Source organism: Roseicyclus marinus (assembly GCF_036322625.1).
GTDB lineage: Bacteria > Pseudomonadota > Alphaproteobacteria > Rhodobacterales > Rhodobacteraceae > Roseicyclus > Roseicyclus marinus_A.
In genome coordinates this window covers 3,053,915-3,067,359 of the sequence record NZ_AP027266.1, presented here as the reverse complement: position 1 = coordinate 3,067,359, position 13,445 = coordinate 3,053,915, and the positions used below count along the sequence as shown (strand labels likewise).

Below are 13,445 nucleotides of genomic sequence, written 5' to 3'. Positions count from 1 at the left end.
GCAGCCGGGGACCGGATCATTCCATGACACTTTCCATCCAGGGCAAGACCGCCATCGTCACCGGGGCCGCCAATGGCATCGGGCTCGCCATCGCGCGCCATTTCGTGGATCGCGGCGCGCGGGTCATGTTCGCCGACCGCGACAAGGCGCGGCTGGCCGATGAATGCGGCGAGACCGAGGGCGAGAACGAGAATATCCGCTGGTTCTCGGGCGATCTGCGCGAAAAGCTGACGATCGAGAACCTCGTCTCGGCCACGATCGACGCCTTCGACGGGATCGACATCCTGGTGAATGCCAGCCGCCAGATGCTGCGGACCGATGCGCTGGACGGCGGCGACAGCTCGGTTGAGGCGCTTCTGGATCAGAACATGTTCACCGCGCTGCGCCTCAGCCAGGCGGTCGCCCGCCGCATGATCTCCCGCGCCGAAGAGGAAGAGCGGACCGAGGATGCCTGCATCGGCTCCATCGTCAACCTGACCTCCATCGCGGCGCGGCAATCCCATCCCGATCTCATGGGCTATTCCATCGCCGCCGCAGCGCTCGACCAGGCGACACGCTCTCTGGCGCTGGCGCTCGCGCCGCACCGGATCCGGGTCAATGGCGTGGCCTTTGGCTCTGTCATGTCGGCCAGCCTCAAGGCGGCCCTGGCCGAGGATGGCGGTCTGCGCGACGGGATCAAGCATGCGACACCCTTGGGCCGCATCGCCGCCGCGCGCGAGGTGACGGGGGCGGTGCAATTCCTCGCCTCCGAAGGGGCGGGGTTCGTGACGGGCCAGATCGTCACCGTCGACGGTGGCCGCACGCTCCTCGACGGCGCCGGCGTCGCCGCGCATTGAGGGCCATCCCATACCTTGGGTAGGGTGCGCCTTCAGGCGCACCACCCCCACATGCCAGGCGTCCCCGTAGGGTGGGTGCAACCCACCAATGCCCCCCCACCACCCTCGCGCCGCACGTCACGGGTGCGCCTGAAGGCACGCCCTACCTACGACCGCGCCACCCCGTCCCATCTCCCGGCGTAGGGTGCGCCTGTCACGGCGCACCACCCCCACATGCCAGGCGTCCCCGTAGGGTGGGTGAAACCCACCAATGCCTCCCACCACCCTCAGGCCGCACGTCACGGGTGCGCCGTGAGCGGCACACCCCACCCCCAACGAAAAAACCCCGGACCTTCCGATCCGGGGTTTCCCGTTCCTCAACCGATCGGGCCGATTACCGACGCCGCCCGCGGCCGTCGTCATCCTCGTCCTCGTCCTCGTCGTCGTCATCCCCGCCCGCAGGCAGGTTGAACAGGCTTTCGGCGTCATACTGGCGCTGCGGCTTGTCCTCGTCCTCGTCCTCGGACGTGCCAAGGGTAAAGGTCTCCAGCCCCGAGATCGCGCTGGGGATGCGCGGTTCGGGATCCATGGCGAGGCTCGTTTCCGTCGACACGAGCTTCATCCGCTCGTCATCACTCATCACGCCGCCCTCGCGCGCCTTCTTGGCATTGGCCTTCTGCACGGCGGCATCCAGCTCCGACTGCTTGCACAGCCCCAGCGCCACCGGGTCGATCGGCTGGATGTTGTTGATGTTCCAGTGCGACCGTTCGCGGATCGCCTGGATCGTCGGCTTGGTCGTGCCCACCAGCTTGGAAATCTGGCCATCCGACAATTCGGGGTGGAATTTCACCAGCCACAGGATCGAGGCCGGACGATCCTGCCGCTTGGACAGGGGCGTGTAGCGCGGTCCACGGCGCTTTTCCTCGCCCACGGCGGCGGCATTGAACTTGAGCTTGAGCACATAGGCGGGATTCGCCTCGCCCTTGTCGATCTCTTCTTGCGTCAGCTGGTTGTTGACGATGGGGTCGAAGCCCTTGACGCCCTGGGCCACGTCGCCATCGGCGATGCCCTGAACCTCCAGCTCGTGCAGGCCGCAGAAATCGCCGATCTGCTTGAAGCTGAGCGTGGTGTTGTCCACCAGCCAGACGGCGGTGGCCTTGGCCATGATCGGTTTGTTCATCGTCATCCGTCCTTCAGATACGCCTCATCCCCTGCCGGGCGGGCCGGCGGCGAAGGGGTCCTTCGCCATTCCTCGATTTCGGGGAAGTCGGGCGGTATATAGGCGCGCAAGCGCTCAGAGGGAAGAGTAAATGACACGGGTATTGATGGTGCTGCTGATGCTGCTGGGGTCTCGGGCCTGGGCCGGGGGCGAACGCGCGGGCGATTTCGACTATTACGTCCTCGCGCTCAGCTGGACGCCCACATGGTGCGCGCTCGAAGGCGACGACCGCAATTCGCCCCAATGCGACGCGGGCCAGGGCTATGGCTTCACCCTCCACGGGCTCTGGCCGCAATACGAGGACGGCTGGCCCAGCTTCTGCCCCACCGCCGCGCGCCCGCCCTCGCGCGCGGAAACCGGCGCGATGGTCGATATCATGGGCTCCTCGGGGCTTGCCTGGCATCAATGGCGCAAGCATGGTTCCTGCACGGGGCTTTCGGCGCAGGATTACTTCCGCCTCTCGCGGCTCGCCTATGACCGGGTCACGCGGCCCGACCTCCTGCGCCGCCTCGACCGGCCCGTCCGCCTGCCCGCCCAGGTGATCGAGGACGCGTTTCTGGAGGAAAACCCCGCCCTCACCGACGAGATGCTGACCGTCACCTGCCGCGACGGGCGCGTGCAGGAGGTGCGGCTGTGCCTGACGCGCGATCTGGACCCGCGCGCCTGCGCCCCCGATGTCGCCCGCGACTGCACCCTGCAAGACGCGCTGTTCGAACCGATGCGCTGAACCGCGACCCGGCGGCCAGACCTTGCCGTCCGGCCCGGATCGTCCGATACCTTGCGCCGCGGACAGGGCGGTGCCACCCCTGATCCGGGTGGCGCGATGACGGCGGCGGCACCCAGCCCTCCACCCGATCGGGCGCAGCAACGCGGCCCGGATCGGCCTTTCCCCTGCCGTCGTGACGGAGCGCGCCTGTGCGCCTGACCCGGACCGATATCGTTTTCCTGATCCTCGCCATCCTTGGGGGCGCGGCCTGTTTCTGGCAGGGCGGCCTGCCCCTTGTGGGGGCGGGCATGGCCGAGGCGCTTGGCCTTTTGCTCATCGTTCTGCCGCAACTGGCCGCAGGGCTCCTGATGGGCGGCCTGATCTCGCGGCTGGTGAGCCGGGACAGGGTCGCGGCCCTGCTGGGGCAGGAATCGGGGATGCGGGGCCTGATGCTGGCAAGCTTCGCGGGTGCGATCACGCCGGGCGGTCCCTTCACCTCCTTTCCCGTCGTCCACGCGCTCTGGGTCGCGGGCGCGGATGCGGGGGCGCTCATCGCCTATCTGACATCCTGGGCGCTCATCGGGGTCAACCGGCTGATCGTCTGGGAATTGCCGCTCATGGGGGCGGAATTCACCCTTGTCCGCACGCTCGTCTGCCTGCCTTTGCCGATCCTCGCGGGGCTTCTGGCGCGGGCCTTGGTGCGGCTTCCGATCTTTGCCCTGCGCAAGGCGCCCGCCGAATGATCGCCGCCGCCATCGTCATCTGGACCATCGTCGGGGGGCTCGCCCTGATCGTCCATCGCAGGCAGGGCAATACCGGCCTTGTCGCCGCGGGCAAGATGGGGCTCGCGCAGGGCAAGGGCCTGGCGATCCGCCTGCCGCTTGCGATCCTTGCCGCCTCTTTCCTGATCCAGGTTCTGCCGGTCGATGCGCTCGTGCCCTATATCGGGCCGCAATCGGGGGTCATGGGCATCGCCATCGCCTCGGTCATCGGGGGGCTTTTGCCCGGCGGGCCGATGACCTCTTTCCCCATCGCGCTGGTGATCTTGCAGGGCGGCGCGGGCCTGCCGCAGATCGTGGCGCTGATCTCGGGCTGGTCGATCTTCGCGCTGCACCGGGTTCTGGCCTACGAGGCCCCGATCATGGGCTGGCGCTTTGCCGCGCTGCGGTTGACCGCTAGCCTCGTCCTGCCCCTCGCCGCAGGGCTTCTGGCCGAGGCGCTGCTCGCCATCCTCCCCTGACCGCGCTAACCGCTTTCCGCTTTTCGCCCCCGCCCCTCGGGGCCCGGGCTCCGCCCTTCCGGGTGCCACAAGGTCCACTGGACCTTGCGCCGCTTTCAGCGGTTCGCCCCCGCCCGCATGGGCCCGGGCTCCGCCCTTCCGGGTGCCACAAGGTCCACTGGACCTTGTGTCGCTTTCAGCGGTTCGCCCCCGCCCCTCGGGGCCCGGGCTCCGCCCTTCCGGGTGCCACAAGGTCCACTGGACCTTGTGCCGCTTTCAGCGGTTCGCCCCCGCCCCTCGGGGCCCGGGCTCCGCCCTTCCGGGTGCCACAAGGTCCACTGGACCTTGTGCCGCTTTCAGCGGTTCGCCCCCGGAACCCACAACACATCGTCCTTGCCGTCGTTGTTGGCGATGCGCCCCGCGACAAAGAACCAATCCGACAGCCGGTTGAGGTATTTGACCCCCTCCGCATTGATCGATTCCACCGTCCCCAGCTCCACGCTCAACCGCTCGGCCCGCCGCGCCACCGTCCGGCAGACATGCAGATGCGCCGACAGCGCCGAGCCACCCGGCAAGATGAAACTCCTGAGCGGCTCCAGCCGCGCGTTCATCGCGTCGATCTCGCGCTCCAACCGGTCGATCTGCGCCGCGATGATGCGCAACGCGGGGTAGGGGCGTTCCTCGTCCTTTTCCATGTTGGGCGTGCACAGATCCGCCCCCAGGTCGAACAGGTCGTTCTGGATCGCCTTCAGCTGATCGGCCATCTCGCCCGAGGCATGGAGCCGCGCGACACCCAGCATCGCGTTCAGCTCGTCCACCGTGCCATAGGCCGCGACGCGGGCGGAATGTTTCGCCACCCGGCTGCCATCGCCCAGCGCCGTTTCGCCCGCATCGCCCGTGCGCGTGTAGATCTTGTTCAAAACCACCATGGATCAGCCCCCCGATTGCCCGCGCACCCAGACGAAGATCATGATCAGGACCACCGCCCCGAACTGTGCGATCAACCGCCAGCGCATGAATTTGTTGGATTGTTTCGCAGCCTCGGCCGTCCCCTTGCGAAAGGAATTGATCCCCATCAGCAAGATGACGAGCACGCCCAGACAGGCCACCAGCGCGATGATCAAAAGCGGGTCTTCCACGTTTGCCGTCCCTTCGTCATGTCGAGCACCCTAGCCTAGCGCTGGCCGCGCAAAAGGCTAGAGCCGCGCGATGATCCAATCCTGCGCCGCATCGGGCAGGATGCGCGTGAGCACGGCGGCGACATAGGCGGGCGTCGTGATGTAATAGCGCCGCCGGGGGCGCGGGCTTTCCAGCGCATGGATGAGTTTCGCAACAACCGCCTCCGGCCCAAGCTCGAAGGCATCGCGCCCGGCCTCGCGGCGCGCCGTCCATTTCACCCGGTAAAAGTCGGCATGCGGCGACGCCTCCGCATCGATCCAGCGGTCGAATTGCGCCATCGACCGATCCCGGAACCCTGAGGTGACAGGCCCCGTGTTCAGGATCGCGACATGGATGCCCGTGCCGCGCAGCTCGATCCGCATCGTGTTGGTCAGCCCCTCCAGCGCATGCTTGCTTGCCACATAGGCCGCCCGCCACCGCAGCGCCGTGAACCCCACGACCGAGGAATGCTGCACGATCCGCCCACCCCCCTGCGCCCGCATGTGGCGGATCGCATGGGTGGTCAGCTCGTGCAGCCCGAACAGGTTCGAGGAAAACACCTCCTCCAACGCGCCGCGCGGCAGATCCTCGGCCGCGCCCGGCATCCCGTGGCCTGCATTGTTGAAGATCGCGTCGATCCGCCCGCCCGCCAACGCGACCGCCTCGCCAAAGCCCGCCGCGATGCTGGCGCTGTCGTGATGGTCGATGCGCACGGCGGCGAACCCTTGCGCCTGCAACGCCGCGACATCCTCCGCCCGTCGCGCCGAGGCGATGACCGTCCAGCCCCGCGCGCGCAAGCCCTCGCAGGCCGCCCGCCCGATGCCCGAGGAACATCCCGTAACCAGAATGCTGCGCGCCATGTCCAACCCCGCTCGCACCACCAGTGTGCTGCATAAACGGCTTGGCCACGGTGCTCACGCACAAAATCCGCGCGCCGCGCTCAGACCCCGGCCCCTCCCTCCACGATCCGCCCCACGATCTCGGTCCGGCTGCGCAGCTTGTTGGGCAAAAGATGCGCATAGCGCTGCGTCATCGAGACCGAGGAATGGCCCAGCAATTCCTGCACCTCGTAGAGGCTCACCCCGTTGTTGATCAGCAGGCTGGCAAAGGTATGCCGCAGGTCATGGATGCGCACATCGGGCAGCCCCGCCGCATCCCGCGCCCGGAAATAGGCCAGGTGAAAGCCGTTGTAGCAGGTGCCCGTGCGCGGGTTCGGGAACAGGTAATCCCCCGGCCCCGTGCCCAGCCCCGCGCGGTCGGTGCCCTCGCGCAGCATGCCGAGCAGGTCGAGCGCCGCCTCGCTCAGCATGATCCGCCGCGACCGCCCGTTCTTGGACACGGGCACCCGCCATGTGCCCGCCTCGAACGAAATGTCGCGCCAACGCGCCGTGCGCGCCTCGCCCTTGCGCGCGCCGGTGAGCAGCAGGAACCGGATGAAGGAGCCCAGATAGGGATGGTTGATCCGGTCGCATTCGATCAGCAGCCGCCGGATCTCGTCTTGCGACAGGAACCGCTGCCGGTAATCGCCCGTGGGCAGTTTGCGCAACAGCGGCGGGGGCCGCATGCCTTCGGGGATCGCGCCCCAATCCCGCGCGCAGCGCAACAGCCGGTTCACGAGGAATATGTGCTTGTTGATCGTCGTGTTCTTGAGCCTTTGCGCCACCTGCGCCCTGACCCATGCGTTCAGGACCAGGGGCGACATCTCGGACCAGCGCATCGGGCCAAGGCTCTCGCGCAGGTGCTTTTCATAGGTCAGCCGCGAATGCCGATGCCCCCGCGTGGTCGCTTCGCAATGGGGCATGTAATGCCGGTCGAAAAAGGCATTGAGCGTTTCGACCGGTTCGCAGAACGACAATCCCCGGATCGCGGGGCTTTCGGCATCTTCAAGCATGGCTCACCCCCTGGCCACAGGCCGGGAAAACGGGGAAACGGAAAACGCTCCTCCTGTCCCGGATATTTGACCGGGTCGGAGGCGGAAAAACCGTAAAGGCAGATACTGGTACGAAACCCGCGCGACAGCCGCGCCCAATTCCGCGTCGCGGCAGGATCGGGATAAATCCCTTTTCCTCTCCGCAAAGGCCGAATTCACGAATTCCGGAATAGGCCGGATCGGAATGAAAAACAATGGCGGATTGGAAAGCAGTATCTTCGCTACGACTGCCCTGGTGGCATTCGCAGGCGCAGGCGCAGCCGCAGCAGACGTGACGCTGACCGGTTCGGCCGAAATGGGTATCGCGGGCGGCTCGGGCACCACCGCAACCACGTTCTTCCAGACGGTCGACGTCCGCTTCTCCATGTCCGGCACGACCGACAACGGCCTGTCCTTCGGCGCCGTCATCGATCTCGAAGATGCCCGCGCAGACAGCACGGATATCGCCGGCGCATTTGCCGACTTCACCGTCTTCGTCTCTGGTGATTTCGGTCGCTTGACTATGGGCGATACCGATGGCGCATTCGACTGGGCCATGGACGACGTGAACACCGCACGCAACGCGGGCTCGATCAGCGACGCTGAAACCGGACATGGCGGCTACAACGGTAACGGCCTGTTCGACACCGGCCCGAATGCCGCAACGGCGACTACGCTGCCCAACGCTGGCGGCGCGGCTTACAACGCTCAGGTTCTCCGCTATGATTATTCTGTCGCCGGTTTTGGCGTCGCAGTTTCGGCACAGATCGACCAGAACGACGCACGCAATGGTGATGCGCAATTCCAACTCGGTCTGACCTACGATTTGGATATCTCCGGCGGCGAAGTCCAATTCGGTCTGGGCTACGTAACGGTTGCTGATGCTAACCGTACGTTCCTGAACGGCAACGTCGGAGCCGCTGGCCCGATCGCGGGCGATCAGGGTTACAGTGCGGTAGGTGTGTCGGTGCTCGCAGCACTCGACGCTGGCTTCTCTGCTGCCGTCAACTACACCGAGGTCAATGACAACGGCTATTTTGGCGGTGATGGTACGCACACAGCTGTCGGATTCGGCTATAACTTCGATGCGATTACCGTTTCGGCCAACTGGGGCGAATACGACTGGTCCACTGCCGCGTTCAGCGTCGACTCGGAAGGGTATGGTCTCGCTGCTTCGTACAACCTTGGCGGAGGCCTCTCGGCCCATCTCGGTTATGGGAAAACCGAAATCACCGCGTCGAATGGTACGGCTACTGCGCGGGGTGAATCCTCGGCTTGGTCGCTCGGCTTGGCAATGTCCTTCTGATCCACCCGGATCAATCGGAATGGAAAGAGCGGGCCATGCGCCCGCTCTTTTCTTTTTCAGCGCTTCGGGGCGTCGGCGAAGGCCGGTTTCCAATGCCTCACTCAACATGAATGCGGCGGGAAATGTGGACCCTGTCTCAGGTCCGGATAGGATTGGCATGAAACCTCCAGTGCAAATGCCCATAGGGCAATGATCGTTAATATTCGGAAATGGCCTGAATTCATGAAATGCCCTGTTTTGGCATTCCATGGATTAAGACGCTAAAATTCCGAAATTCGGATTTTCGCTCTGAATCATTCCACAATGCGATACGGGTCTTTCTTTCCCTCCCTCAAGGCATGCCCGATATTAGCCCCGACCAACCTCGCGCGGTCCAAACCCCCTCAATTCACCACCGCCACGAATTGGTCGGACATGTAGCCCTCGATCCCCGTCGCCACCGCGCGGATCAGGACCCAGCCGTTGCCATCCGCCCCGATCAGCTCGGCCCTTTCCCCCTGTCCCAGGGCGGTCAGCACCGCGCCTTGGGTCGACGGGCTGTCCCGCAGGTTCACCTGCCGCCCCGTCACCTCGACCAGCGGGGGTTCGGCCAGTCCGACAGAGGCGGACACCGTCACCGTCTCGACCGGTCGGGTCGTGGCAAGCGCGATCAGCGCACCGCCGACCGTTTCCGTCGGCGAAATGATGGCGCTGATGGGCAGGTGGCGGCCATCCGCCGTGATCAGGATGTCACGCGGTGCCTGCACGGCGCTGCCCCGTTTCGGGGTTGAATTCGGTGGATCAGCCGGGTCGGCGACACCGCTCCGCGCGGGCAGACGCTCGGGCAGGATCACGAGGCCCGCGTAAATCGCGGCCCCCAGCAGCAGGGACAATCGTAACATGAGACACCAGAACTTCCCTCATAATCAGGGTGTTATACGCAACGCTCGCACGATTCGCCGACTCCGGATTTGCCTACCCCCCCTGTTTTCCCCGCTGGACGGGCCAGCCCCGCTGGCGTATCACGACCGCTAGATGGCCGATCAGGATGACACACAAGATGCAGGGGGCGATGCCCGCCAGACGTCCGAGCCTTTGGCCCGGGCGATCGGCACGCGCTACCTGCAATATGCGCTCTCCACGATCATGCACCGCGCGCTGCCCGATGCGCGCGACGGGTTGAAACCGGTTCACCGCCGCATCCTTTACGCGATGCGCGAGTTGCGGCTTTCCTCCAACGGGGGCTTCCGCAAATCGGCCAAGATTTCGGGCGACGTGATGGGGAACTACCACCCCCACGGCGATGCCGCGATCTATGACGCCATGGCGCGACTGGCGCAGGATTTCGTCATCCGCTACCCGCTCGTGGACGGGCAGGGCAATTTCGGCAACATCGATGGCGATAACCCGGCGGCCTCCCGCTACACCGAGGCGCGGATGACAGCGGTGGCCGAGGCATTGATGCAGGGCCTCGACGAGAATGCCGTCGATTTCCGCCCCAATTACGACGGCACGCTCGAGGAACCCGAGGTTCTGCCCGCCGCCGTGCCGAACCTGCTCGCCAATGGGTCATCGGGTATCGCGGTGGGGATGGCGACCAATATCCCGCCCCACAATCTCGATGAATTGATCGCCGCCTGCCTGCATCTGATCAAGACACCCGACGCCCGCGACGAGACGCTTCTCAACTACGTGCAGGGCCCCGATTTTCCGACCGGCGGCATCATCGTGGAACCGCGCGAAAGCATGGTCGAAACCTATGCCACCGGGCGCGGGGCCTTCCGCCTGCGCGCCAAGTGGGAGGTGGAGGATCAGGGCCGCGGCACCTGGCAGATCGTGGTCACCGAAATCCCCTACCAGGTGCAGAAATCCAAGCTGATCGAGCGACTTGCCGAGCTGATCCAGACCAAGAAAGTGCCCATTCTCGCCGATGTGCGCGACGAGAGCGCCGATGATATCCGCATCGTGCTCGAACCCCGCGCGCGCACCGTCGACCCCGAGGTGCTGATGGCGACGCTGTTCCGCCAGTCGGAGCTGGAGACGCGGTTTTCGCTCAACATGAACGTGTTGATCGATGGCCGCACGCCCAAGGTCTGTTCGCTCAAGGAAGTGCTGCGCGCCTTCCTCGACCACCGCCGCGACGTGCTGATCCGCCGGTCGCGCCACCGGATGGAAAAGATCGACCACCGGCTCGAGGTGCTCGAAGGCTTCATCATCGCCTTCCTCAACCTCGACCGGGTGATCGACATCATCCGCTACGACGACGACCCCAAGGCCGCGCTGATGCGCGAGGATTGGGGCCGCGACCATGTCCGCGCCACGTCGGAACGCGACTACAAGACACCGCTGCCCGGCGATGGCGAACTGACCGAGGTTCAGGCCGAGGCGATCCTGAACATGCGCCTGCGGTCCTTGCGGCGGCTGGAGGAAATGGAGCTGATCCGCGAACGCGACGCGCTGATGGAAGAGCGCGCGGGGCTTGAGGATCTGCTGGCCTCTGACAGCCTGCAATGGAACCGGATTTCCGAGGAATTACGGGAGGTTCGCGCAAAGTTCGGGGCCAAGTCCGAAGGCGGCGCGCGGCGCACCGGTTTCGCCGAAGCGGGCGAGGTCGCCGAGGTGCCGATCGAGGCGATGATCGAGCGCGAGCCGATCACGATCGTCTGTTCCAAGATGGGTTGGATCCGGGCGATGAAGGGTCACATCGACCTGTCGACGGAGATGAAATTCCGCGACGGCGACGAGGGGCGGTTCCTGTTCCATGCGGAGACGACGGACAAGCTGTTGATCTTCTCGACGGCGGGCCGCGCCTATACGCTTTCGGCGGCCAATCTGCCCGGCGGGCGCGGTCTGGGCGAGCCGTTGCGGCTGATGGTGGATTTGCCCAACGAGGCTGAAATCGTTGATCTTTTCGTCCATCGGCCCGAGGGGAAACTGCTGGTTGCCTCCTCTGCCGGGGATGGGTTCGTGGTGCCCGAGGCCGAGATGGTGGCCCAAACCCGTGCGGGCAAGCAGGTGCTGAACCTGGGCGAGGGCGTCAGCGCCCGCGTCTGCCGCGCGATCGCGGCGGGTGACGATGCCGTGGCCGTGGTGGGCGAGAACCGCAAGCTCTTGATTTTCCTGTTGGAAGAGCTGCCGGAGATGGGGCGGGGCAAGGGTGTCCGGTTGCAGAAATACAAGGATGGCGGCCTGGCCGATGCGCGGAGTTTCGTGCTGGCGAACGGCTTGTCCTGGCTCGACCCGGCGGGGCGCACGCGGAGCGAGACGGAGCTTGCCGAATGGCAGGCCAAGCGCGCTAGCGCGGGCCGGATGGCGCCGCGCGGCTTTCCGCGGGACAATCGGTTCACCTGAGGCCAAAAGCCCCGAAACGGCTGTCAGGATGCCGTAGGGATGGCGTAGGGAACCTGTCGTGCATCCGTAACTACAGCATAGGGTCACGGAAAGCGCGCTTGATCCGTGTCGGGACACGGGCGTGATGGCGCGGACATCACGTGCCGCGCGTCGGGTCATTCATGCCATGGAACGGAAAGTGGCAGGGGCGGAGGGACTCGAACCCCCGGCCTGCGGATTTGGAATCCGCTGCTCTACCAACTGAGCTACACCCCTAGGCCGATGCGCGGGATAGGGCGGATCGCGGCGCTTGTCCAGATGTCTTGGACCAGATTCAGCCCGTCCCCCACGGTCCGTGCAGATCGGTTTCGCCGGGGCGGTCGATCCGCTCGAAGCCATGCGCCCCGAAGCGGTCGCGCAGGCCCTGGATCAGGTTCGCGGTGCCGCGCGGCTGGCGGAGCGTGTCGAACCACGACAGCCCCGAGGCGAGCGCGGGCACGGGCAATCCGGCGAGGCTGGCCGCCGCCACCACGCGTCTGAGCGCAGGCACATGGGTGCGCAGCCGGTCGGCGAAGGCGGGGGCGAAGGCCAGCTGCGCCTCGGGCGCCTCGGCCAGGGCGCGGGCCATGTCGTCGAGCATGGCGGAACGGATGATGCAGCCCGCCCGCCAGATTTCCGCGATGCGCGGCAGGGGGAGGGACCAATCCTCTTCGGTGCTGGCCTTGGCGAGGAGCGAGAAGCCCTGCGCATAGGCGATGATCTTGCCCGCGATCAGGGCGCTTTCGAGATCGGCGTCGGACAGGTCGAGCGGATCGGCTTTGCCGAAGATCCCGGCCCCACGATGGCGCAGGTCGCTGTCGCCCGACAGGACGCGGGCCGTCACCGCCGCCTCGACCGCCGGAAGGGGGGCGGCACGCCTCTGGGCGTCGATCACGGTCCAGCGGCCCGTGCCCTTTTGCCCGGCGCTGTCGCGGATCAGGTCGAGGAGGGGTTTTTCCGCCTCGGGGTCCATCGTGTCGGCCACCTCGGCGGTGATCTCGACGAGGTAGGAGGCAAGCGGCCCCTCGTTCCAGCGGGCGAAGCTCGTGGCGATCTGGGGCGCGGTCCGGTCCATGCCGTCGCGCATCAGGCCGTAGATTTCCGCGATCATCTGCATGTCGGCGTATTCGATGCCGTTATGGACCATCTTGACGTAATGGCCCGCGCCCTCGGGGCCGAGATGGGCGACACAGGGGGTGCGCTGGAACCGGGCGGCTATGAGGCGCAGGACGGGGTCGAGCGCGGCATAGGCGCGGTCGGTTCCACCCGCCATCATCGAGGGGCCGTTGCGCGCCCCCTCGGCCCCGCCCGAGACGCCCAGGCCGAGAAAATCGAATCCCTGTGCGGCCAGCGCGCGGGCGCGGCGGCCCGTGTCCTGCCAATCGGAATTGCCGGCATCGACGATCACGTCGCCCGCATCGAGATGGGGCAGAAGGGCCGCGATCTGGTCATCCACCGCCTTGCCCGCCGGCACCATCAGGATGATCCGGCGCGGGCGCGCGATGGCGGCGACGAAGCTGACAAGGTCGGGGGTGGGCACGATCATCGCGGAGAGATCGCCCGCCCCGTCGACGAAAGCGCGGGTGCGGCTTTGGGTGCGGTTGAAGACGGCGATCCGGTGACCTGTTTCGGCGATGTTGAGGGCGAGGTTCGCGCCCATGGTGCCGAGCCCGATCAACCCGATTTCCGCCGTGTCGCGCCTGTCGTCCATCTGATGTCCTCCGGTGTTCGCGGGTGCAGCCTAGTGCGCCGCAGGCGAAGGTTC

Annotated in this window: 13 protein-coding genes and 1 tRNA gene; 6 read left to right on the top strand and 8 right to left on the bottom strand. The window is 66.1% G+C overall.

The annotated features are described in order from the left end of the window. Positions 1-23: 23 nt before the first annotated feature. A complete protein-coding gene (locus AABA51_RS14810) occupies positions 24-836 on the top strand; it encodes an SDR family NAD(P)-dependent oxidoreductase (RefSeq protein ID WP_338272802.1) in 813 nt (270 codons plus the stop codon). 373 nt (positions 837-1,209) lie between these two features. On the opposite strand, the gene AABA51_RS14805 is transcribed toward AABA51_RS14810, so the two are convergent. Further along, the gene (locus AABA51_RS14805) at positions 1,210-1,995 is read right to left on the bottom strand and encodes a DUF1013 domain-containing protein (RefSeq protein ID WP_338272801.1); all 786 of its coding nucleotides are present in this window, start codon (positions 1,993-1,995) and stop codon (positions 1,210-1,212) included. Positions 1,996-2,125: 130 nt separating this feature from the next. Here AABA51_RS14805 and AABA51_RS14800 point away from each other — a divergent pair, with 130 nt between their 5' ends. The 3 genes from AABA51_RS14800 (at position 2,126) to AABA51_RS14790 (ending at position 3,980) form a co-directional block, all read left to right on the top strand. After that, positions 2,126-2,761, top strand: coding sequence for a ribonuclease T2 (locus AABA51_RS14800; RefSeq protein WP_338272799.1), 636 nt, complete (start codon positions 2,126-2,128; stop codon positions 2,759-2,761). Positions 2,762-2,949: 188 nt separating this feature from the next. Continuing rightward, positions 2,950-3,483 (top strand): permease, encoded by a 534-nt coding sequence (locus AABA51_RS14795; RefSeq protein ID WP_338272797.1) that lies wholly within the window; start codon positions 2,950-2,952, stop codon positions 3,481-3,483. Continuing rightward, positions 3,480-3,980, top strand: coding sequence for a hypothetical protein (locus tag AABA51_RS14790; RefSeq protein WP_338272796.1), 501 nt, complete (start codon positions 3,480-3,482; stop codon positions 3,978-3,980). The genes AABA51_RS14795 and AABA51_RS14790 overlap by 4 nt, the downstream gene beginning before the upstream one ends. A gap of 335 nt (positions 3,981-4,315) precedes the next feature. Here the strand turns inward: AABA51_RS14790 and AABA51_RS14785 are convergent, their stop codons facing one another. The 4 genes from AABA51_RS14785 to AABA51_RS14770 form a co-directional block, all read right to left on the bottom strand. Continuing rightward, positions 4,316-4,888: a cob(I)yrinic acid a,c-diamide adenosyltransferase gene (locus AABA51_RS14785; protein ID WP_338272794.1), complete on the bottom strand. Its 573-nt coding sequence runs from the start codon at positions 4,886-4,888 to the stop codon at positions 4,316-4,318. A gap of 3 nt (positions 4,889-4,891) precedes the next feature. Next, on the bottom strand, positions 4,892-5,098 hold the full coding sequence (locus AABA51_RS14780; RefSeq protein WP_277827877.1) for a twin transmembrane helix small protein: 207 nt from the start codon (positions 5,096-5,098) through the stop codon (positions 4,892-4,894). A 57-nt stretch (positions 5,099-5,155) separates the two neighbouring features. Then, positions 5,156-5,977, bottom strand: coding sequence for an SDR family NAD(P)-dependent oxidoreductase (locus AABA51_RS14775; protein WP_338272791.1), 822 nt, complete (start codon positions 5,975-5,977; stop codon positions 5,156-5,158). A gap of 80 nt (positions 5,978-6,057) precedes the next feature. After that, entirely contained in the window at positions 6,058-7,008 is a 951-nt protein-coding gene (locus AABA51_RS14770) for a tyrosine-type recombinase/integrase (RefSeq protein ID WP_338272789.1), read from the bottom strand. 223 nt (positions 7,009-7,231) lie between these two features. Here AABA51_RS14770 and AABA51_RS14765 point away from each other — a divergent pair, with 223 nt between their 5' ends. Then, complete coding sequence (locus tag AABA51_RS14765; protein ID WP_338272787.1) at positions 7,232-8,332, top strand: porin; 1,101 nt, start codon at positions 7,232-7,234, stop codon at positions 8,330-8,332. Positions 8,333-8,715: 383 nt separating this feature from the next. Here AABA51_RS14765 and AABA51_RS14760 read toward each other — a convergent pair whose 3' ends face one another. Then, entirely contained in the window at positions 8,716-9,213 is a 498-nt protein-coding gene (locus AABA51_RS14760) for an SH3 domain-containing protein (protein ID WP_338272786.1), read from the bottom strand. Positions 9,214-9,346: 133 nt separating this feature from the next. Between AABA51_RS14760 and parC the strand changes: the two genes are divergently transcribed. Continuing rightward, positions 9,347-11,662, top strand: coding sequence for a DNA topoisomerase IV subunit A (gene parC, locus AABA51_RS14755; protein ID WP_338272785.1), 2,316 nt, complete (start codon positions 9,347-9,349; stop codon positions 11,660-11,662). Positions 11,663-11,841: 179 nt separating this feature from the next. Here the strand turns inward: parC and AABA51_RS14750 are convergent. Both AABA51_RS14750 and gndA read right to left on the bottom strand, forming a co-directional pair. Beyond that, positions 11,842-11,917: transfer RNA gene (locus AABA51_RS14750), tRNA-Trp, on the bottom strand. Positions 11,918-11,975: 58 nt separating this feature from the next. Continuing rightward, positions 11,976-13,391 (bottom strand): NADP-dependent phosphogluconate dehydrogenase, encoded by a 1,416-nt coding sequence (gndA, locus tag AABA51_RS14745; RefSeq protein ID WP_338272784.1) that lies wholly within the window; start codon positions 13,389-13,391, stop codon positions 11,976-11,978. Positions 13,392-13,445: the final 54 nt, after the last annotated feature.